The sequence below is a fragment of the Rhodococcus sp. C26F genome (genome assembly GCF_053345925.1).
This window is the reverse complement of record NZ_JBKFBA010000002.1, coordinates 394089-415214: the sequence shown is the minus strand read 5'-3', so window position 1 is coordinate 415214 and position 21126 is coordinate 394089. Positions and strand designations below refer to the sequence as shown.

At 68.0% G+C, this 21126-nt stretch carries 25 protein-coding genes and 1 tRNA gene; 19 read left to right on the top strand and 7 right to left on the bottom strand.

Features of this window, described 5'->3' with window-relative positions:
- Positions 1-64: 64 nt before the first annotated feature.
- The 4 genes from ACLBYD_RS05085 (at position 65) to ACLBYD_RS05070 (ending at position 2834) form a co-directional block, all read left to right on the top strand.
- Positions 65-562: a MogA/MoaB family molybdenum cofactor biosynthesis protein gene (locus ACLBYD_RS05085; RefSeq protein ID WP_006553786.1), complete on the top strand. Its 498-nt coding sequence runs from the start codon at positions 65-67 to the stop codon at positions 560-562.
- Positions 563-566: 4 nt separating this feature from the next.
- Positions 567-794 (top strand): hypothetical protein, encoded by a 228-nt coding sequence (locus ACLBYD_RS05080; RefSeq protein ID WP_447815640.1) that lies wholly within the window; start codon positions 567-569, stop codon positions 792-794.
- A 574-nt stretch (positions 795-1368) separates the two neighbouring features.
- The gene (locus ACLBYD_RS05075; RefSeq protein ID WP_277371093.1) at positions 1369-2145 is read left to right on the top strand and encodes an MspA family porin; all 777 of its coding nucleotides are present in this window, start codon (positions 1369-1371) and stop codon (positions 2143-2145) included.
- 53 nt (positions 2146-2198) lie between these two features.
- Positions 2199-2834 (top strand): MspA family porin, encoded by a 636-nt coding sequence (locus ACLBYD_RS05070; protein WP_447815639.1) that lies wholly within the window; start codon positions 2199-2201, stop codon positions 2832-2834.
- Positions 2835-2926: 92 nt separating this feature from the next.
- Here the strand turns inward: ACLBYD_RS05070 and mscL (ACLBYD_RS05065) are convergent, their stop codons facing one another.
- The 4 genes from mscL (ACLBYD_RS05065) to ACLBYD_RS05050 all read right to left on the bottom strand — a co-directional run bounded on the left by mscL (ACLBYD_RS05065) (position 2927) and on the right by ACLBYD_RS05050 (position 5288).
- A complete protein-coding gene (mscL, locus tag ACLBYD_RS05065; protein ID WP_447815638.1) occupies positions 2927-3358 on the bottom strand; it encodes a large-conductance mechanosensitive channel protein MscL in 432 nt (143 codons plus the stop codon).
- Positions 3359-3483: 125 nt separating this feature from the next.
- Positions 3484-4206 carry an SAF domain-containing protein gene (locus ACLBYD_RS05060; RefSeq protein ID WP_447815637.1) on the bottom strand — a complete coding sequence of 241 codons (723 nt, stop codon included), beginning with the start codon at positions 4204-4206 and terminating at the stop codon, positions 3484-3486.
- Between the two features lie 104 nt (positions 4207-4310).
- Positions 4311-4601 carry an FmdB family zinc ribbon protein gene (locus ACLBYD_RS05055; RefSeq protein ID WP_106200504.1) on the bottom strand — a complete coding sequence of 97 codons (291 nt, stop codon included), beginning with the start codon at positions 4599-4601 and terminating at the stop codon, positions 4311-4313.
- Between the two features lie 84 nt (positions 4602-4685).
- Positions 4686-5288 (bottom strand): 5-formyltetrahydrofolate cyclo-ligase, encoded by a 603-nt coding sequence (locus tag ACLBYD_RS05050; RefSeq protein WP_447815636.1) that lies wholly within the window; start codon positions 5286-5288, stop codon positions 4686-4688.
- A gap of 61 nt (positions 5289-5349) precedes the next feature.
- Between ACLBYD_RS05050 and ACLBYD_RS05045 the strand changes: the two genes are divergently transcribed.
- From ACLBYD_RS05045 to ACLBYD_RS05015, 7 genes are all read left to right on the top strand, one after another.
- Entirely contained in the window at positions 5350-6261 is a 912-nt protein-coding gene (locus ACLBYD_RS05045) for a UTP--glucose-1-phosphate uridylyltransferase (RefSeq protein WP_447815635.1), read from the top strand.
- 31 nt (positions 6262-6292) lie between these two features.
- The gene (gene glp, locus ACLBYD_RS05040) at positions 6293-7546 is read left to right on the top strand and encodes a molybdotransferase-like divisome protein Glp (protein ID WP_447815634.1); all 1254 of its coding nucleotides are present in this window, start codon (positions 6293-6295) and stop codon (positions 7544-7546) included.
- Positions 7546-8181, top strand: a complete 636-nt coding sequence (locus ACLBYD_RS05035; protein WP_447815633.1) for a GNAT family N-acetyltransferase — start codon at positions 7546-7548, stop codon at positions 8179-8181. The genes glp and ACLBYD_RS05035 overlap by 1 nt, the downstream gene beginning before the upstream one ends.
- A gap of 258 nt (positions 8182-8439) precedes the next feature.
- Positions 8440-9258, top strand: coding sequence for a divisome protein SepX/GlpR (gene sepX, locus ACLBYD_RS05030; RefSeq protein ID WP_447815632.1), 819 nt, complete (start codon positions 8440-8442; stop codon positions 9256-9258).
- A gap of 163 nt (positions 9259-9421) precedes the next feature.
- A tRNA-Ala gene (locus tag ACLBYD_RS05025) sits at positions 9422-9494 on the top strand.
- 101 nt (positions 9495-9595) lie between these two features.
- A complete protein-coding gene (locus ACLBYD_RS05020) occupies positions 9596-9739 on the top strand; it encodes a hypothetical protein (protein WP_157788873.1) in 144 nt (47 codons plus the stop codon).
- A 152-nt stretch (positions 9740-9891) separates the two neighbouring features.
- A complete protein-coding gene (locus ACLBYD_RS05015; protein ID WP_447815631.1) occupies positions 9892-10740 on the top strand; it encodes an SDR family oxidoreductase in 849 nt (282 codons plus the stop codon).
- Between the two features lie 46 nt (positions 10741-10786).
- On the opposite strand, the gene ACLBYD_RS05010 is transcribed toward ACLBYD_RS05015, so the two are convergent.
- Positions 10787-11254, bottom strand: a complete 468-nt coding sequence (locus ACLBYD_RS05010) for an FABP family protein (RefSeq protein ID WP_447815630.1) — start codon at positions 11252-11254, stop codon at positions 10787-10789.
- Between the two features lie 100 nt (positions 11255-11354).
- Between ACLBYD_RS05010 and arcA the strand changes: the two genes are divergently transcribed.
- Positions 11355-12566 (top strand): arginine deiminase, encoded by a 1212-nt coding sequence (gene arcA / locus ACLBYD_RS05005; RefSeq protein WP_060652125.1) that lies wholly within the window; start codon positions 11355-11357, stop codon positions 12564-12566.
- Positions 12567-12572: 6 nt separating this feature from the next.
- On the opposite strand, the gene arsC is transcribed toward arcA, so the two are convergent.
- Positions 12573-12920 carry an arsenate reductase (glutaredoxin) gene (gene arsC / locus ACLBYD_RS05000; protein WP_447815629.1) on the bottom strand — a complete coding sequence of 116 codons (348 nt, stop codon included), beginning with the start codon at positions 12918-12920 and terminating at the stop codon, positions 12573-12575.
- Between the two features lie 151 nt (positions 12921-13071).
- Between arsC and mscL (ACLBYD_RS04995) the strand changes: the two genes are divergently transcribed.
- From mscL (ACLBYD_RS04995) to ACLBYD_RS04975, 5 genes are all read left to right on the top strand, one after another.
- Positions 13072-13521, top strand: a complete 450-nt coding sequence (gene mscL, locus ACLBYD_RS04995; protein WP_447815628.1) for a large conductance mechanosensitive channel protein MscL — start codon at positions 13072-13074, stop codon at positions 13519-13521.
- A gap of 12 nt (positions 13522-13533) precedes the next feature.
- Positions 13534-13896, top strand: a complete 363-nt coding sequence (locus tag ACLBYD_RS04990) for a GntR family transcriptional regulator (RefSeq protein WP_447815627.1) — start codon at positions 13534-13536, stop codon at positions 13894-13896.
- A 114-nt stretch (positions 13897-14010) separates the two neighbouring features.
- Positions 14011-15621 (top strand): BCCT family transporter, encoded by a 1611-nt coding sequence (locus ACLBYD_RS04985; protein WP_447815626.1) that lies wholly within the window; start codon positions 14011-14013, stop codon positions 15619-15621.
- Positions 15618-16064: a hypothetical protein gene (locus tag ACLBYD_RS04980; protein WP_447815625.1), complete on the top strand. Its 447-nt coding sequence runs from the start codon at positions 15618-15620 to the stop codon at positions 16062-16064. Before ACLBYD_RS04985 ends, ACLBYD_RS04980 begins: the two co-directional genes overlap by 4 nt.
- An 88-nt stretch (positions 16065-16152) precedes the next feature.
- Entirely contained in the window at positions 16153-16953 is an 801-nt protein-coding gene (locus tag ACLBYD_RS04975) for a T3SS (YopN, CesT) and YbjN peptide-binding chaperone 1 (RefSeq protein WP_447815624.1), read from the top strand.
- Positions 16954-17030: 77 nt separating this feature from the next.
- On the opposite strand, the gene ACLBYD_RS04970 is transcribed toward ACLBYD_RS04975, so the two are convergent.
- Positions 17031-18608 (bottom strand): dolichyl-phosphate-mannose--protein mannosyltransferase, encoded by a 1578-nt coding sequence (locus ACLBYD_RS04970; RefSeq protein WP_447815623.1) that lies wholly within the window; start codon positions 18606-18608, stop codon positions 17031-17033.
- 23 nt (positions 18609-18631) lie between these two features.
- Between ACLBYD_RS04970 and rsmI the strand changes: the two genes are divergently transcribed.
- Positions 18632-19519, top strand: a complete 888-nt coding sequence (gene rsmI / locus ACLBYD_RS04965) for a 16S rRNA (cytidine(1402)-2'-O)-methyltransferase (RefSeq protein WP_447815622.1) — start codon at positions 18632-18634, stop codon at positions 19517-19519.
- Between the two features lie 195 nt (positions 19520-19714).
- On the top strand, positions 19715-21118 hold the full coding sequence (locus ACLBYD_RS04960; protein WP_447815621.1) for an alanine/glycine:cation symporter family protein: 1404 nt from the start codon (positions 19715-19717) through the stop codon (positions 21116-21118).
- Positions 21119-21126: the final 8 nt, after the last annotated feature.

Below are 21126 nucleotides of genomic sequence, written 5' to 3'. Positions count from 1 at the left end.
GGACATAGCTCACATTTCGGTACAAGAGCCGCATGCTTTCGACCCGCAAACTACCGTGGACCTCATGGAACTCGAAGCTCCCAGAAAAGGCCGCGCGCTCGTCGTCGTCGTCGACGATCGCGTCTCCCACGGCGACAGTCCGGACTCCGCGGGCCCGCTGGTCACGGAGCTTCTCGTCGAAGGTGGCTTCGCGGTCGACGGTGTCGTGACGGTCGCGGCCGACGAGGTCGAGATCCGAAATGCACTCAACACCGCAGTGATCGGCGGCGTCGACCTGGTGATCTCCGTCGGTGGCACCGGTGTCACCCCGCGCGACGTGACTCCCGACGCGACCGAGGACGTACTCGATCACGAGATCCGCGGCATCGCCGAGGCGCTGCGTTCGTCGGGCCTGGCGTCGGGCGCCGTCGACGCCGGCCTCTCCCGCGGTCTCGTGGGCGTCTCCGGATCGACGCTCGTGGTGAACCTCGCGTCGTCGCGTCCCGCCATCCGCGACGGGATGGCAACCCTGCTGCCTCTCGCGGCTCACGTCATCGAAGAGCTGTCCTGGATGGAGGAGTGACGCCATGGCCGGCGACCCTGCGGACCCGCAGGAGCCCCCCGACGAGCCCGACGAGGTGACCGAAGAGAAGCGTGAGAGCCGTGCCCGGGTCGACCGGGCACGGCTGGCGCGCATCTTCGGCGACGTGCTTCCCGAGACCACCCGCGACGAACGGCGGGACGACGACCCGCGCGCGGGCGGATCGGACGAATGGCTGCGACGTCAGGTACCACCACACCACTTCGGCTCGTGATGTGTGTCACATTTGCCGGGTTGCTCTCGAGGTGATTCGAACTCGTTGTCGCCGTGAAGAAACGGCGATGCAACATTTCGTTCAACTCCCGCATGATCCACCATGTGGGACGCGGAGGCGCTGAGCAGTCGCTGAGGGCACCCTTCGAGACATGGCGGGCGAAAGCCTCGAGTCGCCCTACCTGGGCAAACCGAAAAATGTGCCATACAGCGCGCATGTCGTCCGGCGTGTCGGCGTGCATTGCCGACGTGTCCGTTTCGTGAACATTTTGTGTGTTCCCACGCGTCTCACGAGCCGTCTCGAGCCCTCGGCGTTACATTTCCGAGCCGTTGCTCTGGGAAAGGTCACGGTCTAATCTCCCTCTCAGGTTCAAACCGATCGAGCCCGGGCCCAGCGGCCCGGGCTCGATCACGAATCGGTAACGCAAAACCGTGCGGACGATGGACGTAACCGACACACCGACGGCTGATCCGCCGGTGTGTTCGCTGTGGACAGCGACCCGCGGGCGACAGGGCGACCACTTGTTGTCGGACGCGGTGCGCAACCCGGCACGCAGAGAACGGATGAGGCATTCATGAAGATTCAGACGCGACGTGGCTTCCGGGCCGCCCGCAACGCCACGGTGGCGGCAGCTGCTGTGGCCGGTCTGGTTCTCGGATCGGCCGGCGCCGCAGGTGCCGAGGTCAACGACCAGAACCGGATCGTCTCCAACGGCCACGAGGTCATCGTCACGCAGGAGGACACCTTCATCAACGGTGTGCCCCCGATCGGCGGCAGCCCGCTGAGCCGTGAGTGGTTCCACAACGGCCGCGGCATCGCCAACATCGTCGGCCCCGAGGCGGCGGACTTCGAAGGCTCGACCTTCCAGTTCGGCTACCAGGTCGCGTGGACTGCCTCGCTCGACGGCGCAATCGGTTTCAGCTGGAGTAGCCCCGACGTCGAAGTCGGAGTCTTTGCGGCACGTTCGGATGCTTTTGAGGAAATCGGCGAACAGCCGGTACTCGATGAGGACGACAACCCCGTCCTCGACGACGAGGGACAGCCGGTGATGGAACCGATCTACCGACGCATCGAGGGCGGCGGAGATATCGAGCTCGATGCCGTCGAGACGGGGATCTTCGAGATTCTTCCGCAGGCGACCGCCGCCATCGAACTGACCCCCGCGCCCGGTATTGAAGAGATCGTCGTTGCTGAGGGCGATTTCGATGGTGATTTCAAGGAAGTTCAGATCGCCAATGTCCACGGTGCCGCCACCGGTGTCATCGGACCGGTCTCCCTCCGTCCGTTCGTCCGCGTGATCACCGCCAATGGCGACAATGTCACCACCTACGGCCAGGTCTGGACCCTCTAGTCCTGCTCCGCGCCATCCCGCAAGAAGTCCCCACCACCACAAACGGAGTAATCATGGGAATCAAGTCGCGTGGCTTCAAGGCCGCTCGTAACGCCGCCGTCGCCGGTGCCGCTGTCGTCGGTCTGGTGCTCGGTGCCTCGGGTGCCGCTTCGGCCGAGGTCAACGACCAGAACCGCATCGTCTCCGACGGCCTCGAGGTCGTTGTGACCCAGGAGGACACCTTCATTCAGGGTGTTCCGGCTCTCGGCGGCAGCCCGTTCAACCGCGAGTTCTTCCACAACGGCCGCGGCACCGTGAACCTGCTCGGTGACGGCGCAGCCGACGCGGAGGGTACCCTCTTCCAGTTCGGCTACCAGTTCGCGTGGGCCGGCAGCATCGACGGCGCCATCGGCGTGACCTACTCCACCCCGCAGCTTGAGGTCGCTATCAAGCCCGCTGGACCCGAGGCCAAGGTCACCGACATCCTCCCGCAGGCCTACGCCGAGCTCGAGCTGACCCCGGCTCCGGGCATCGAGGAGCTCGTCGTCGCCGAGGGTGAGTTCGACGGTGATTTCAAGACCGTTCAGTTCTCGAACGTCCACGGCACCGCCTCCGGCGTTCTCGGCGCTGTCCAGGTCCGTCCGTTCGTCCGCGCCATCACGGCCAACGGCGACAACGTCACCACCTACGGCGCTCCCTGGACCGTCTAAGTAGTAGACGTCCGGCTCACGCCGAACTCAGCACGACAAGACCGGGCTCGCTCGAATCTCGAGCGGGCCCGGTCTTTTTGGTCGTCGAGTGCCTATTCGACGCGCGGCGTCGGTTTCGAGTGCGCGCCCTGAGCGGACGGCGCGGCCTGGGCCTCGAGAAGGTCGCGGATCTGGATGAGCAGGTCCTCGGCGCTGGCCTGCTTGTCCTCCGGTTCGGTGACGAACTTCTTCTTCGCCGCGTTGGCGGGGACGATGAGCACGAAGTACACGACCGCGGCGATGATGATGAAGTTGATGATCGCGGAGATCACCGCGCCGATGTTCACGAAGGTCTCCGGGTTGCCACTCACGATCTCGAAGCCCCAGCCCATCTCGTTGTCGCCGCCGATCGCGCTGATGAGCGGCTCGATGATGTTCGCGGTGAAGGCCGTGACGATGGCGGTGAACGCCGCACCGACCACGACCGCGACGGCGAGGTCGAGGACGTTGCCTCTCAACAGGAAGTCCTTGAAGCCCTTCAGCATGGTGTGCTCCTTCTCGCGGCCTGTCCGCCGGAGCCGCGCACATGAGGTAGGTCACACGGACGTCCACACGATAAACCGCCAGGTCGGTTCCTCGCGGTAATTGCGCTGGGAAACGACCGCTACACTCAGTGCAGCGTGACGGTCAGCGCGCTCACGAGTGACGCCGCGGCGACCGCCGTGGCGGGTTCGGGTTCCAGCGCGACCAGCACGACCCTCTCGTTCCGATCCCGCGCCGACCCGGCGGATTCGGCCAGCACCACCACCGCACCCCGGGCGAGGACGTGTGCGCCGGGCAGGGGGCCGTCGGTCTCCGTCACCGTGAGCACGTCGACGCGGTCGCCTTCGCGGAGCAGTTCGCTCACGCCCGCATCGGCGAGCCGGATGGGCACCACGCGGGCATCGGCGGAGCCGGTGGCGGCTGCGGCGAGACGAGGGCCGAGAAGACGGGCGTCGACGAGCGGTTCACCGGCCGGCACGGGGCCGGCGAGCGTGTGGCCCACGGCGTCGTCGAGGTCGTGCAGGGTCCCGGCGACCACAGTTGACCGATCTCGTTCCACGTGTGCGACGTCGTCGGCCGTGAGGGTGTGCCCGGGCGCGAGATCGCGAGCCGCGACGACGACAACCATGCGATCGGTGTCGGGATCGCCGCGCAGCGCGAGGATCACCGCGAGGGCGGCGAGGAGACCGGCGGCGATCCGGCGGGCCCGGACGATGCGCGACCAGCCGGGGCGGAGGAGTTCGACGAACCGGTCGGGGAGCGTGGGCTGCAGCGAGGCACTCGCAGAGGAACGCGAGCGGTGCGGACGCGCGCGCTCACGCTGGAGGAACGAGAAAGGGCCGACGGGCATGCCCCGAACCTAGAAGGTGGGGATGCCCTGTCGGCCCCGATGAGCTCTCGGAATCTGCGGTCTGTGGATGACTCGACCGCCTGTGGACAAAGGAGTCCGGAAGGTCAGCTCGCGGCGGCAGCCGGAGCCGAGGACGTGCTGCTCGACGACGACGAGCTGCTGTCGCTCGACGAGGAGCTGCTCGAGCTCGTCGACGCGGATTCGCTCGCGGTGCTGCCGCTGCGGGAGTCGGTGCGGTAGAAGCCGCTGCCCTTGAACACGATGCCGACCGAGTTGAAGAGCTTGCGCAGCTTGCCCTCGCACTGCGGGCATTCGGTCAGGGAGTCGTCGCTGAAGGACTGCACGATGTCGAACTTGTTGTCGCAGGCCGTGCAGGCATATGAGTAGGTGGGCACCGGTTGATCCTCCGCCAGTTCGTCGAACCGCAGTATTCGTCGTACTGCAGTTTTGGCACTCTACCGCCGACAGTGCCAACAGCGCTAGGGAGTGTGTTGTTCCGCACGGTCGTCGCTACCGAGCCGGACCAGCCCTTTCCCGGGTGTCAGCGCCCATCCCATGCGGATGTCGTGGGGGTCCTCGGGAAGTTCGTCGACGAGTTCTTCATCGCGGACCACCGCGATGATCACGGCGTCGGGCGAGGCGAGGTGCAAGGTGCGGTCGTAGAAGCCGGCGCCGCGGCCGAGCCGCACGCCCCGCGCGTCCACCGCCAGGGCCGGGACGAGCACCGTGTGGGCCTTCGCCACCGCCTCGGGCGGGAGGATCTCACCACCCGGCTCGCGCAGCCCGAAATCCGCCGCCATCAGCGTCTTCTCGCCCATGTAGCGGGCCCACGACAGCGGTTCGTCGGTGCGTGTCACAGGGACGAGCACCGTCGTTCCGGCTTCGGTCAGAGCGTCGAGGAGCACGATCGATCCGGGCTCCGAACCCACCGGCACATATGCGCACACCACCGACCCCGCCGGGGCGAGCGTCGAGGCCACCGTGGCGAGCGCGGTGTCCTCGATTCTGCGCCTCGCGGCACTCAGCTCGCGCCGAGCTGTAAGAATGCGGTTACGCCAGACCGCTTTCGGGGGTGGGGGCATGTCTGCGCCTTACGATCGCCGAACCACCGTCCTCGGTGGCCGAAGTTTAGGGTGGGAGTCTATGACGAACAGTACGACCGGAGGCACGCGGCATTTCAAGACCGCGGTTGTCCCCGCAGCAGGTATGGGGACGCGGTTCCTTCCCGCGACCAAGACGGTTCCGAAGGAACTCCTTCCGGTGGTCGACACGCCCGGAATCGAGCTCGTGGCAGGTGAAGCCGCGGAGTCGGGCGCCGAGCGACTCCTCATCGTGACGGCGCCGGGCAAGGACGGCGTGGTCGCGCACTTCGTCGAGGACCTCGTCCTCGAGTCCAAGCTCGAGGAGAAGGGCAAGTACGAGCTCCTCGCCAAGGTCCGCAAGGCCCAGGGGTTGCTCGAGGTCGAGTCCGTGGTCCAGGAGAAGCCGCTCGGTCTGGGTCACGCGGTGGCGTGCGCCGAGGAGGCTCTCGATCCCGACGAGGACGCGATCGCCGTGCTGCTGCCCGACGACCTCGTGCTGCCGGTCGGCGTGCTCGAGACGATGCAGCGTGTCCGCGCCAAGCGTGGCGGTTCCGTGCTGTGCGCGATCGACGTGCCCAAGGATCAGGTCAGCGCGTACGGCGTCTTCGACGTCGAGGTCGTGCCCGACGCAGCCAACCCCGACGTGCTCAAGGTGCTCGGCATGGTCGAGAAGCCGGCCGTGGAGGACGCACCGTCGACCTTCGCCGCCGCCGGCCGCTACCTGCTCGACCGGGCGATCTTCGACGCGCTGCGTCGCATCGAGCCCGGGGCCGGGGGAGAACTGCAGCTCACCGACGCGATCGCCCTGCTCATCTCCGAGGGGCATCCCGTCCACGTGGTGGTGCACCGCGGCACCCGACACGACCTCGGAAATCCCGGGGGCTATCTGCGCGCTGCGGTTGACTCGGCGTTGAACACGGAAGAGTACGGGCCCTCGCTGCGCGAGTGGCTCATCGAGCGCCTGAAGCGCTGACTGCAGGACGGGCTGGAGGACGAGAAGCGGTATGCGGTCGGTTGAGGATCAGCAGGCCAGGGTCACGGCGGCGGCAGTCGCACCCCGGCCGGTCCGGGTGGCCATTTCCGAGGCACAGGGTCTGCTGTGCGCGGAGGAAGTGGTCACCGAGCGACCCCTACCCGGATTCGACCAGGCGGCGATCGATGGATACGCCGTGCGCAGCGTCGACCTCCAGGCCCCGGCCGAGACCGACGGTGGGTCCGCCCCCGCCGAGGTGACGCTGCCGGTCGTGGGCGAGGTGCGTGCCGGTTCGCGTCAGCCGATCCGTCTCCAGCCCCGTCAGGCGGTGCGCGTCGACACCGGTGCGCCGCTGCCGACGCTCGCCGACGCGGTACTGCCGCTCGACAACACCGACGGCGGTGCCGCGCGCATCAAGGTGCTCGAGCCGGTGCGTTCGGGCGACTACGTGCGTCGCACCGGCGACGACGTCCAGCCCGGCGACATCGCGGTGCGCGCCGGGACGATCATCGGGGCCGCCCAGGTGGGCCTGCTCGCCGCGGTCGGCCGCGACAAGGTGCTCGTCCATCCGCGGCCGCGACTGTCGGTCATCTCCGTCGGCGGCGAACTCGTCGACGTCGACCGCACCCCCGGGCCGGGACAGGTCTACGACGTCAACTCCTACGCGCTGGCCGCGGCCGCGCGCGACGCCGGTGCCGACGTCAACCGGGTCGGGATCGCGAGTACCGACCCGAAGCGGCTGCGCGAGGTCGTCGAGGGCCAGTTGATCCGCGCCGAGATCGTCGTGATCGCCGGTGCCGTGGGTGGTGGTGCGCTCGAGGAGGTCCGCGAGGCACTGTCCGATCTCGGGGAGCTGGGCGTCGAGCGGATCGCGATGCATCCGGGCTCGGTTCAGGGCTTCGGACGTCTCGGCCGCGACGAGGTGCCGACCTTCCTGCTGCCCGCCAACCCGGTGAGCGCGCTCGTCGTCTTCGAGGTGATGGTCCGGCCGTTGATCCGCATCGCGCTCGGCCGGCGCCAGCCGATGCGCCGCGTCGTCTCGGCACGCTCGGTCGCCCCGATCACCTCGATCCCCGGTCGCAAGGGTTTCCTGCGCGGCCGGCTCATGCGAGACGAGACGACGGGCGACTATCTCGTGCAGGCGCTCGGCGGCGCCGCGGGCTCGTCGTCGCACCTGCTCGCGACCCTCGCCGAGGCGAACTGTCTCGTCATCGTCGACCCCGAGGTCTCCGAGATCCGCACGGGAGATCCGGTGGACGTGGCGTTCCTCGGGCAGCGTGGTTGATGTCCCGTCATCCCGGCTGGCCGGCCGAGCTCGGGCCGCTGCGGGTGGCCGGGGGCGTGGTGACCGTCCGATCGATCCGACTGCGTGATGCCGCGGCGTGGAGCCGCCTGCGTCTGCGTGATCGTGCGCATCTCGAGCCGTGGGAGCCGACCGGTGAGGCGCCGTGGGACATGCGGCACCACATCTCGGTGTGGCCGGGGCTCTATCGGAGCCTGCGGTCGGAGGCCCACAAAGGCCTGATGCTGCCGATGGCCATCGAGCTGGACGGCACGTTCTGCGGGCAGCTGACGGTGGGCAACATCGTGCGCGGAGCGCTGCGCTCGGCCTGGATCGGCTACTGGGTGGAGAAGGAGGTCAACGGCCTCGGTGTCGCGACCGCCGCCGTCGCTCTCGGACTCGACCACTGCTTCGGACCGGTCGGACTGCACCGCGTCGAAGCCACCGTGCGGCCCGAGAACGAACCGAGCCGCGCCGTGTTGCGCAACGTCGGATTCCGCGAGGAAGGCCTGCTGAAGCGCTACCTCGACGTCCAGGGCCGATTCCGCGATCACCTGCTGGTCGCGATGACGGTCGAGGAGGTCCCTGGCTCGGTCTCGGATCGTCTGGTCCGTGCCGGTCGCGCGAGCTGGTCCTGACCTCTTCGCGTCTCGAGTCGGGTTCGTCCTTTATGTAACGCAGGTTACTCGTAACTCGAGTAACAATCCCCAGCGAGTGTGGGATCTCTGTGATTAGAGTGAAGAGAGTGTCGGTTGGTTTCGCGTGACTCGAGTGACTTCTGTTGTCGTTTGAGTCGGCGTTTCTGTACAGATGAACGCGATGATGCCGCTAACCTCAAGTAGGTCGGTGGGCGTCGACGGGCTGGTAGGGCGACGACTGGAGGGGAGGACCACCGGATGCCGAACTCGCTTCTGTGGATCGGGCTCGTAGCCGTGTGGTTGTTCGTTCTGGTGCCCATGCTGGTCACGAAGCGTCCTCGAATCCGGCAGACGACCGACGCCGCTCTTGCAACTCGAGTTCTGCACCGCGGAGACGACGAGCCGATCACCCCTCGGGGGCCGGCCGCCGGACACCGCAGCGATCCTCATTGGCGTCCGAGTCGTGACCGCACGCACCGCACCCCCGCGGAGGACCGCATGAACACTGAACTCGACGACAGGCCGGAGATCGATTCCGACGAGGCCGACGTCCACGACGAAGCAGCACCCGACCGTGAGCCCGTGCGCGCACACGCACCGCAGCGCCGGGGGCGCGGCGGATTCGACCCGCACGCCGATGCGGTCGCCAGCGCCGCGCGATACGAATTCCGTCAGCGGGTCGTCCTCGGCCTGCTGATCGCCGCGATCATGACGTCGGCGCTCGCCCTGATCGTTTCGTCGGTCATGTGGTGGCTCGCTGGTCTCGCGGCCGTGGCTCTCGTGGCCTACCTGTTCTACCTGCGGCGCCAGGTGCGTCTCGAGCAGGAGATCCGGCGGCGTCGGCTCGCGCGACTGCAGCGGTCCCGCGCAGGGAGCCGCGGCGGCCACGACGACGTTCCGCAGCGCCTGCGTCGCCCGGGGGCCGTGGTCCTCGAGGTCGACGACGAGGATCCGGAGTTCGAGCATCTCGATCGCTACGAGGACGACTACGGTATCGACCACGGCTACGACGTCCGAGCGAGCGACGGCGGCGACGAGCCCGGCGACTACGTCGTTCCCCGCGCAGTGGGGGAATGATCGTCCGACGATGCTTCCGGCGGGGCCCGCACCGACTCGGTGCGGGCCCCGGCCCGCCTTCGGAGCAGGTCGCGAAATCGCCCGTCACCTGCGCCGACACCCCGATTTCGTGATGGACGGGGTGGTTTGCTAGAGTTTGCAAGTCGGTTCCCTCGGAACCTACGGGGCTGTGGCGCAGTTGGTAGCGCGCTTCGTTCGCATCGAAGAGGTCAGGGGTTCGATTCCCCTCAGCTCCACCCCCGAAAGCCCCGCCCTCGGCGGGGCTTTCGTCGTACGCGGGGCCATTCGCTGGCGGGTCCACGCCGAACCCGGCAGACTGTGTGGCATGGACCACAGGATGAGTGACGACGAGTTGCGTCGGGCGATCCGGGTACTGCGTGAGCGCGCCGACCTCGCGCGCAGCGAGAATCGCCACGACGATGTCGAGATGATCGAGCGCACGATTCGGGAGTACCAGGAGGAGATGGCACAGCGGCTCTGAGTTCGATTCTGCGAGTTCCATCCGCCGGAGCCGAACGCTCCGGCTCACAGGTCGCTTCGCTCGGACACACACGTCGCTTCGCTCCGGCGCATCCGGTCTTATCCGTGGCGCGGCGGAGCGTCGTGTCGTCACGGCGACGTTAGGGTGTCGCCATGGCGATCACCGACCTGCGCGGAACCAAATTCCTTGTGACCGGCGCGGCCAGCGGAATCGGCCGCGCCCTGGCCCATGCGGCCTCCGATCGCGGGGCCCGGCTGGTGCTCACCGACCTGCAGGAGGAGGCCCTCGACGAGGTCGTCCGCAGCGTTCGTGAACGTGGCGGCACCGTGCTGCACTCGGCCGCCCTCGACATCTCCGACTATGAGGCCGTCACCGCCTTCGCCCGCGACGTGCACGAGGCGTGCGGGTCGCTCGACATCGTCGCCAACGTCGCCGGAGTGTCGGTGTGGGGCACGGTCGGCCGGCTGAAGCACGAGCACTGGAAGCTCATGGTGGACGTCAACCTCATGGGGCCCATCCACGTCATCGAGAACTTCGTGCCGGCCATGATCGAGGCCGGTCGCGGCGGGCACATCGTCAACGTTTCCTCTGCCGCCGGGCTGCTCGCCCTGCCGTGGCACGCCGCCTACAGCGCAAGCAAATTCGGTCTGCGCGGAGTGTCGGAGGTGCTGCGGTTCGACCTCAGACGCGACGGCATCGGTGTCTCGCTCGTCGTCCCGGGGGCCGTGCGTACACCGCTGGTCGACACCGTGCAGATCGTCGGCGTCGACCGCGACCGCCCCGAGGTCCGCAAGCTCACCCAACGGTTCGTCCGGCACGCCGCGACCCCCGAGAAGGTTGCCGAACGCATCGTCACCGGCATCCTGAAGAACCGCTTCATGGTCTACACGTCGTTCGACACCCGGTTCGGTTACTGGTGGGCCCGCAAGTTCGCGCCGCCCTACAACCTCGTCATGCAGGCCGCCAACGACTACTTCCGTCGCGTCGTCGGCACCAAATGAAATTCGGTGGATCCGACCCCGTCCGGCGGGGCCGGAACCACCTGAATCATTCCGACGCGCGGTGCAGCTCGGCGTGCAGGTGGTGCGTCAGAGGGGTGTCGGCGTGGGCCATCCAGAAGTCGTAGACCAGCACGTCGCCGTCGACCTCGAAACGCCGCCGGACCTCGCGCACGGGCTTGGCGTCGGGTGAGCGCTCCAGGCTGAGGGTGGTGAAGTCCAGCACGCCGCCCTCCGGCCGGGCCCGCTGGATCTCGACGAACCCGGTGGGCTGCGAGACGAGCAGTTCGACGTCGTCGCCGTTGCGGCGCAGGTAGCCGTTCTCGGTGTGCAGCGGGCGTCCCTCCGTCCGGTGCCGCGTACGGCTGACGTACATCAGGAAGGGCTTGCCGGGAATGGTGGCGAACTCGATCGTCTCGTCGTACGCGAAGTCGTCGATGGTGGGATAGTGGCCGTCGCCACCTCCGGTCCAGCGCCCGGCGAACGGTGCCAGGCACCCGAGCGGGTCGTCGGCCATGAAATCTCCCTCGTGTTCTCGGTGTGTTCTTCGCAATCGTTGTCGCCGTATTCGACGCGCCTGACCCGGATGCCGCCGTCCTGCGCGATACCGTGAGCATATGAGTCATCGCTGGGGTGTCGAGTCCGAAGTCGGTGAACTCCGCGCCGTAATGCTGCACCGGCCCGGCGCCGAACTCGAACGCCTCACGCCCCGCAACAACGACCAGCTGCTCTTCGACGCCCTGCCGTGGGTGGCGCGCGCCCAGGAGGAACACGACGCCTTCGCCGAGCTGCTGCGCAGCCGCGGGGTCGAGGTGTTCCTGCTGGCCGACCTGCTCACCGAGACACTCGAGGCCAGTGGCGCCGCGCGGGTGCAGAGCGTGTCGTCGGCCGTCGACGCACAGCGCCTCGGCTACGCGCTCGCGGAGGAGCTGACGGGCCATCTGCGTGCCCTGCCCGCTGCCGAGCTCGCCCGGATCCTCATCGCGGGCATGACCTTCGACGAACTGCCCGCGGTGGGCAACGGCGCGGCCCCGTCCCTCGTGCGCCTGATGCACCACGGTTCCGATTTCGCGATCGCACCGCTGCCGAACCTGCTGTTCACGCGCGATTCGTCGTTCTGGCTCGGCTCGCGCGTGGCGATCCCCAATCTGGCGCTGCCCGCGCGCCGGCGCGAGACCAGCCTCACCGACCTCATCTACGCCTTCCACCCGCAATTCCTCCACGTGCGACGCGCGTACGAATCGCACACCGCGCCCGTCGAGGGCGGCGACGTATTGCTGCTCGCGCCCGGCGTCGTCGCCGTCGGGGTGGGGGAGAGGACGAGTCCGGCCGGTGCGGAAGCGTTGGCGCGCAGCGTCTTCGACGACGGGCTCGCGCACACCGTGTTGGCGGTCCCGATCGAGCAGCGCCGGGCGTCGATGCACCTCGACACCGTGTGCACGATGGTCGATGTCGACGCGGTGGTGATGTACCCGGCGATCCGGGACAGCCTGCAGGCGTTCGCGATCCACCGCGAGAACGGTGCCGTGCAGATCTCGGGGCCGCGCCCCTTCCTCGAGGCCGCCGCCGATGCGATGGGGATCGAGAAACTGCGCGTCATCGACACCGGTCTGGATTCTGTTGTCGCAGAGCGTGAGCAGTGGGACGACGGGAACAACACGCTCGCCGTCGCGCCCGGCGTCGTCGTCGCGTACGAGCGCAATGTCGAGACGAACACCCGTCTCGAGGACTCGGGGGTCGAAGTGCTGCGGATCGCCGGGTCGGAACTCGGTTCCGGCCGCGGCGGTCCGCGATGCATGTCGTGCCCGCTCTCGCGGGCGGCCCTGTAGCTGCCGTCAGAGGATCTCGCGCACCTTGTCCACCGGACGCGCGAGCACGGTGCCCTTGTCGGTGACGACCAGCGGACGTTCGATGAGGATCGGGTTCGCGACCATCGCGTCGAGCAGTTCGTCCTCGGACGCCTCGGCGAGGTTCAGCTCCTTGTAGAGCGTTTCCTTCTTCCGGATCGCCTGGCTCGGTGTGAGACCTGCCGCATCGAGCAGCGACCGCAGCTCGTCGCGGGAAGGCGGAGTCTCGAGATATTTGATGACGGTGGGTTCGAGTCCGTTCTCCTTCAGCAGCGCCAAAGTGTTGCGTGACGTGCTGCAGCGCGGATTGTGATAGATCGTCGCCGTGGTTGCCATGGCCCGATTCTGCCCCGACGGACCCGGTAACCCGGTGTCTCCCGTGGTCGTGTTGCCCGATTCGTCCCTGTTGAAGCCATTGGGAAGCGTTATTACGATTTTCGCGCCCTGAAGTTTTTCGAATTCTCTCTCAGAAAAGGCACGGAGCACGATGCTCAGAGGTTTCAAGGATTTCCTGCTGCGCGGAAACGTCGTCGAACTCGCCGTCGCAGTGGTCGTCGGCGCGGCGTTCACGTCCATCGTCACGGCGTTCACCGATCATATCGTGAACCCGCTGGTCGCGGCTGTGGGTGGCGACAACGAGATGGGCTTCGGCTTCCGCCTGCTCTCGTCGAACGACGCGACCTTCGTCAACCTCGGTGCCGTCATCTCCGCGGCGATCAACTTCTTCATCATCGCCGCCGTCGTCTACTTCGTGCTCATCGTGCCGGTCAATGCCGCCAAGGCCCGCTTCGCGCCGGAGAAGGAGCCCGAGGACGAGCCGCTGAGCGAGACCGATCTGCTCATCCAGATCCGCGACCTGCTCGAGACCGGCAGCTACAACACCGCCCCCGCCGATGCGCCCTCGGCCGAAGCGCCCGTCAAGGTCACCGAGCGCTGATAACCTGCGAGAATGCTCGACCTCACCATCGATCCCGACTCGCCCGTCCCGCCGTTCGAGCAACTGCGCCGGCGCATCGTCGAGCTGGTACACGATGGTGAGCTGATCGCAGGTTCGAAGCTGCCCACCGTCCGGGGCCTCGCCGACACCCTCGGCATCGCACCGAACACGGTCGCCAAGACCTATCGAGAACTCGAGAAGCTGGGCGTGCTCGAGGCCCGCGGGCGGGCGGGGACGTTCGTCGCCGACACGGGCGATCCCACCCGCACGCGGGCCCAGCGATCCACCAACGAGTACGTCGCCGAGGTGAGGGCGCTCGGGATGTCCGACAAGGAGATCCTCGAATTCGTCTCGGCCGCCCTGCGGGCGGGCTGACCTGCCGATCTGCGGGATCGCGCAGAGTATGCATGTCGCGTCCGAAATGTGACGATTTTCTCGGGTTCGGCGATTCCGCTCCGCAGGCGCCCGAAACTTGCAAGGTTTGTTCGCATGAACGTCCCTGGTGATCGGCCCGGGTCCGAGGAGATCGACGAGGTCTCGGGCGCCCGTGCTTCTGAAGTAGCCGCGTCCGCGGCGCATCCGCCGCAGACCGACAAAGTGGTCTTCGGAGTCGCTGCCGCGCTGGTGGCGGCGATCGTGGTGTGGGGCCTGGCCGCCACCGAGAACTTCGGGACCGTTACCGGGAACATCCTCGACTGGATCGTCGTCGAGTTCGGTTGGTTGTTCGTGCTCACGGCGAGCGGATTCGTGTTCTTCGCGCTCTGGCTGGCGGTGAGCCGATACGGTCGCATCCCGCTCGGCAAGGACGACGAGAAGCCGGAGTTCCGCACCGTCAGCTGGATCTCGATGATGTTCGCCGCCGGCATGGGCATCGGCCTGATGTTCTTCGGTGTCGCCGAACCGCTCTCGCACTTCGTCGAGCCGCCACCGGGCAGCACCGGCGGCACCGGCGTCGCGATGGCGACCTCGATGTTCCACTGGAGCCTGCATCCCTGGGCGATCTACGCCGTGGTGGGTCTGGCCATCGCCTACGGCACCTTCCGCAAGGGTCGCAAGCAGCTCATCAGCTCGGCGTTCATCCCGCTGTTGGGACGCCGGGCCGAAGGTCCGCTCGGCAAGGTCATCGACATCCTCGCCCTGTTCGCGACCCTGTTCGGCACCGCGGCGTCGCTCGGCCTGGGCGCGCTGCAGATCGGCTCGGGCTTCGAGGTCACCGGCTGGCTCGAGACGGCCGGAGTGATGCTGCTCGTCGCGATCGTCGCACTGCTCACGCTCGCGTTCATCGCCTCCGCGGTCACGGGTGTCGCCAAGGGCATCCAATATCTGTCGAACACCAACATGGTGCTCGCCGCGATCCTGGCGATCTTCGTGTTCGTGCTCGGACCCACCGTCTTCATCCTCAACCTCGTGCCCACCACCCTCGGTGCCTACGCCGCGGAGTTCGCCCGCATGTCGGCGCGCACGGCCGCCTCCAACGAGGCCGCAGGTGAGTGGCTGTCGAGCTGGACGATCTTCTACTGGGCCTGGTGGGTCTCGTGGGCGCCCTTCGTCGGAATGTTCCTCGCCCGCATCAGCCGCGGCCGCACCATCCGCGAGTTCATCGTCGGCGTCATCCTCGTCCCGAGCCTCGTCAGCCTCATCTGGTTCTCGGTGTTCGGCGGCGCCGGCATCGGACAGCAGCTGGACGGCCTGGACATCGCGGGTGCCGACAGTGTCGAAGGACAGCTGTTCGGGGTGCTCGGCAACCTCCCGCTCACCGGTATCGCCACGGTCGTCGCGATGCTCCTCATCGCCATCTTCTTCATCTCCGGAGCCGACTCCGCGTCGATGGTGATGGGCAGCCTCAGTCAACGCGGCACCCTCGCGCCGAATCGCGGCGTCGTGGTCTTCTGGGGCGGACTCACCGGCGGCGTCGCGGCACTGCTGCTGTGGAGCGGCGGCGAGGAAGCCCTCAACGCCCTGCAGACGATGACCATCATCGCCGCAGCCCCCTTCCTCCTCGTGATGATCGGCCTGTGCGTGTCGCTGTACCGGGATCTGCAGCGCGACCCCCTGATCACGGGCGGGCGCAGGAAACGGACACTGCGCAAAGTCGAATGACCGAGCGGTCCCACATCGAGGACGTCGAGTTCCTGCTCGACGTCCTCGATGCGCGTCCGGGCACGTCCGTCCTCGCGATCGACACCGGGCCCGCCTCCGCCGTGGTCGCCGAGCACGTCGGTCCCCACGGACGCGTGCGCGTGGCCCCCTCGGCGACCCGCGCATACGAGTTCACCCGCCAGGAGAAGTTCGACCGCATCTACGCACTCGACGTCCCGGACTTCCGCGAGGACACCGCCGCCGTGGCCGCCCTCGCTCCACTGCTGACCAACGACGGGCAACTGTGGGTGATCGACGAGGCAGGGCCGGGAGAGGACACCGGAACCGTCTCGATGACGGTGAGCACCGTTCTCGCACAGGCAGGATTCGCGATCGTCGACATCCTCGAACGCGGGTCGCGGGTCGCGGTGTGGGCAGCGGTCGGACGGCGGCATCACGAGTGACACACGACGCCGCGTGCCTGCGGTGAGTTGTCGCCCACCCCGAGTACGGTGTCGCCTGCCCGGCAGTTGCTCTTCGAGAGGAGTGCGCGTGACCGACACCGACAGATTCGACGAGGCCCTCGACCGCGACTGGGCGCGTTACGCCTCGCAGCTGGCCCGGCGCATCTCCGAACTCGCCGGATCCGACGTCTTCGAGCTGCACGCCGAGACCGCCTCGGGGCCCGCGGCCTGCGTGCGGGTGCTGGCGACTTCCGGCGGAGGCGCCACGGTCGAGGTCACCGGATCGGAGCCGGTCACCCGGCCCGTGTCCGAGGCCGACATGCTCGCCCGGCACATCGTGTCGGTGCTGCGCGGTCGCGGGAAGGTGCCGCATCCGGCCTTTCTGCAGGCGCACCCGCCCTCCGCCCTCGGCGACCTGCGCGAACGTGTGAGCGACGCGCTCGCGCACGCGCTCGGGCGCCCGGTGCCGGTCGACGCCGACGGCGACTTCGTCGTCGTCCTCGACTCCCAGGTGGTCTTCGTCGTGATCGACGACGACGGCAGCATCAGGCTGTGGGCGCCGCTGCTGCACGCGATCCCCGAGGACGACACCCCGGGAGCCGCGCCCGCCGGCGGTCGCACCCACGCGCTGGCCGAGCTCACCGAACTGAACCGGACGTGGCCGCACATCAAGGTGGTGCTCGTCGAGGACCGGCTCGTCGCCACCGTCGACCTGCTCGGCGATCCGTTCGTGCCCCGCCACCTGTCCGAGCTGCTCCAACGACTCAAGGGCTTCCTCACGGTCGTCGACGAGCGATTCGCGCGCCGCTTCGACGGCGTCCGCTACGGCTCCGACAGGGAACACGACGTCAACCTGCCCGAGGGCAGCGTGCTCGACGAACCGAACTGAGCTCCGCTCAGCGCCGACAACGAGCTCCGCTCAGCGTCGACAACGAGCTCCTCTCAGCGCCGGAAATCGAGCTCCGCTCAGCGCCAGCTGGGGAGCCACAGCTGGTCGTTCCAGTGCTCCGGCGTGATCGGCAGCGCCGTGAGGATCGGCCACAACCACACGAAGTTCGCGATGACGAGCCCGACGTACAGGCACACCACGAGCAACCCGGTCGTCCGCCGTTCCGTCGAGGCGTGCGGAGACCCGAGGATGTCGCCGAGCACCAGCGCGACACCCATCACCAGGAACGGCGCCATCGGCACCGCGTAGAAGTAGTACATCTGCCGGTCGAGGCTCGCGAACCACGGCAGGATCCCCGCGCCGTAACCGGTGAGCACCGCGGCCCACCGCCAGTCGCGGCGGACGAGCAGCTGCCACAGTCCCCACCCGAGCACCGGCAGCGACACCCACCACAGCGCCGGCGTTCCGACCAGCATCACGGCCTTGACGCACTGCTCCGCGTCGCATCCGCTGATCCGCTCGCCGTCGGCGAAGTAGTACAGCATCGGGCGCAGACCCATCGGCCACGTCCACGGCTTCGATTCCCAGGGGTGCTGGTTGCCGGCCGAGTTCGTCAGGCCGGAGTGGAACTCGAGGACGCTCGCGCTGTAGTACCAGAGCGATCGCAGCGCGTCGGGAACGAAGGAGAACATCCCGTCGTGGCCGATCCGCGAGCCGACCGCGTGACGGTAGACGCCGGTCTCGCTCGCGAACCACGCCCAGTAGGTCGACAGATAGACCCCGAGCGGGACGAGCACGAGGGCGTAGAGCGCCGGGCCGATATCGCGCAGGGCCGTCCCGACCCAGGGTCGCTGCACCCGGTACGCGCGGCGCGTCGCGAGGTCGAAGGCCACGGACATCAGCCCGAAGAACGCGATGAAGTACAGGCCCGACCACTTGGTGCCCACCGCGAGACCCAGCAGGATGCCCGCGCCGAAGCGCCACCAGCGCACACCGAAACGCGGACCCCACACACTGTCGACGACACGGCCCTCGGCGTGCACCTTCGCCATGCGGGCACGCACGTCGTCGCGGTCGACGATCAGGCACCCGAAGGCGGCGACGACGAAGACCGCCTGGAAGATGTCGAGCATGCCGAGGCGGGACGACACGAAGGTCACCCCGTCGACGACGAGCAGCAGACCGGCGACCGCGCCGAGCATCGTCGACCGGGTCAGCCGCCGCACGATCCGCACGACCAGCAGGACGAGCACGACACCGGCCGCGGCGGCCGAGAAACGCCAGCCCCACGCGGTGTATCCGAACAGTGCCTCGCCGATCGCGATCATCTGTTTGCCGACGGGCGGATGCACGACGAGCCCGTAACCGGGGTTGTCCTCGATCCAGCCGCCGGTGAGCACCTGCCAGCCCTGCGGGGCGTAGTGCTTCTCGTCGAACACCGGCGTCTTCGCGTCGGTGGGGTAGTTGAGCATCGTGAACCGCGTGATCGCGGCGAGTGCCGTGACGAAGGCGGTGACGATCCAGCCGCGCGCCCGATCTCCGGGGAGAGGCTCGGGTCCGGGCACCAACGGGCCGGGACCGAGAAGGCGACGATCCTGCGCTGCCGACGGACCACGGCCGGGGGCCTGTGAAGGGCTGCGGTCCGTCACGGTCACGCTCCGATCGTAGGCTGAGCCGTATGCAGGCAGCCAAACCGGTCCAGGGCGCGAATCCGGGAGAGGGCCGGCTCGTGCTGGCCGCCACTCCGATGGGAGATATCGGTGACGCCTCGGCGCGTCTCCGCGACGCTCTCGGCACCGCCGACGTGATCGCCGCCGAGGACACCCGCCGCACCAAGGCACTCGCCGCGGCGCTCGGCGTCACCATCGCCGGGCGGGTCGTGAGCTTCTACGACCAGGTCGAGGTGTCGCGGCTGCCGGGTCTCGTCACCGACATCGAGGAGGGCCGCACCGTCCTGCTCGTCACCGATGCAGGTATGCCGTCGGTGAGCGATCCCGGCTACCGGCTCGTCGAGGCGTGCGTCGAAGCCGGTCTGTCGGTGACCTGCCTGCCCGGTCCGTCGGCGGTGACCACCGCCCTCGCCCTGTCGGGTCTGCCGGTCGAGCGGTTCTGCTTCGACGGGTTCCCACCCCGCAAGCGGGGCCAGCGACGCGCGTGGCTCGGAACGCTCGTCCAGGAGCCCCGGGCCGTGGTGTTCTTCGAGGCACCGCACCGGCTCGCGGCGTGCCTGGCCGACGCCGTCGACGTACTCGGCGGTGAGCGTCGCGCCGCCGTCTGCCGCGAACTCACCAAGACCTACGAGGAAGTGCGCCGCGGAACACTCGCGGAGCTCGCCGAGTGGGCCGTCGAGGGCGCGCGCGGTGAGATCACCGTGGTGCTCGAAGGCGCGGTCGCGGTGGCCACCGACCCCGTCGACCTCGTCGACGAGGTGGAACGGAAGCTCGAGGACGGGATGCGGCTGAAGGACGCCTGCGCAGTCGTCGCCGAGGCCGCGTCGAAGTCGTCCGGCGCGACGGTCTCGAAGCGCGAACTGTACGACGCGGTGTTGGAGGCGCGTCGCGACTGACGCGGTGTTGGAGGCGCGTCGCGACTGACGAATCTGCCGCACACCGATCGAGAAAACCGCATATCGGACGCGCTGTGGGGTCCGGGGACACTGCGTGCCACGGAAGCCTAGACTCTGCCGGGTCCCGAACGCAGACGTCACCGGCACCGGCCGGTCGGACGCTGTCGGGGGCTTCGGACGATCAGGAGGACGCGGATGGATTCGGTGAACGATTTCCTCGTCGAGGTGGCAGGGGTGGTGTGGGGGCCGTACCTGCTCATCCCGCTGCTGTTGGGTACGGGCCTCGTGCTCACGATCCGGCTGAGGGGCGTCCAGTTCCGCAAGCTGTGGCCCGCACTGCGGCTGGGTCTGATCACCCGCCACGACGAAGGCGCCACCGAAGGCGACATCTCCCAGTACCAGGCACTGACCACCGCGCTCGCCGCGACGGTGGGCGTGGGCAACATCGCCGGTGTCGGCACCGCGATCTACTTCGGTGGGCCCGGCGCACTGTTCTGGATGTGGGTCACCGGCCTGGTCGGCATGGCGAGCAAGTACTCCGAGGCGTTCCTCGGCGTGAAGTACCGCACGACCGACGCCAAGGGTGAGCAGAGCGGTGGTCCGCAGTACTACCTCGCCCGCGCCATCCCCAACAAGGCCGGTCTCGTCCTGAGCCTGCTGTTCGCGGTGTTCGCCGTGCTCGCCAGCTTCGGTATCGGCAACATGACCCAGGCCAACACCGTCGCCACCCAGCTCGACGACACCTTCGGTGTGCCGACCTGGATCAGCGGTGTGCTCATGACGGCGCTTGCTGCCGCAGTCCTGCTCGGCGGCATCAAGTCCATCGGCAGGGTCACCGCCGCCTTCGTGCCCGCGATGATCCTCCTGTACGTCGGCGCCGGCATCATCGTCCTCGCGGTCAACTTCACCCAGATTCCCGACGCCTTCGCGCTCATCTTCACCGACGCCTTCACCGGCACCGCGGCCACCGGCGGCTTCATCGGATCGGTCTTCATGATCGCGCTGCGCTACGGCGTCGCCCGCGGCATCTTCTCGAACGAGTCGGGCATGGGCAGCGCGGCGATCGCCGCCGCGGCCGCCCAGACCACCCACCCGGTCCGTCAGGGCCTGGTGTCGATGACCCAGACGTTCATCGACACGATCATCGTCGTCACCTTCACCGGTCTGGTCATCGTCACCACCGGAGCTTGGGAGTCCGGCGAGCAGGGCGCTGCCATGACGTCGGCCGGCTTCGCCGACGGCCTCGGCGGGGACTGGGGTCACTGGATCGTCGCCATCTCGGTCGTCTTCTTCGCCTTCTCGACGATCCTCGGCTGGTCGTATTACGGCGAGCGGTGCGTCGAGCGTCTCGTCGGTCGCCGCGGCGTGGTGCCCTACCGCGCGGTCTTCGTGATCGTGGTGTTCATCGGTGCCACCACCCAGCTCGAGGTGGTCTGGAACTTCTCCGACGTGATGAACGGCCTCATGGCCCTGCCGAACCTGATCGGTCTGCTGGTGCTGTCGGGTCTGATCGCGCGGGAGACGAAGGCTTATCTCGATCGCGATCCGTACCTGTTGGGCAACCCCGTCGCGACGGACGATCCCGACACCGTCAAGTAACCGGAAGA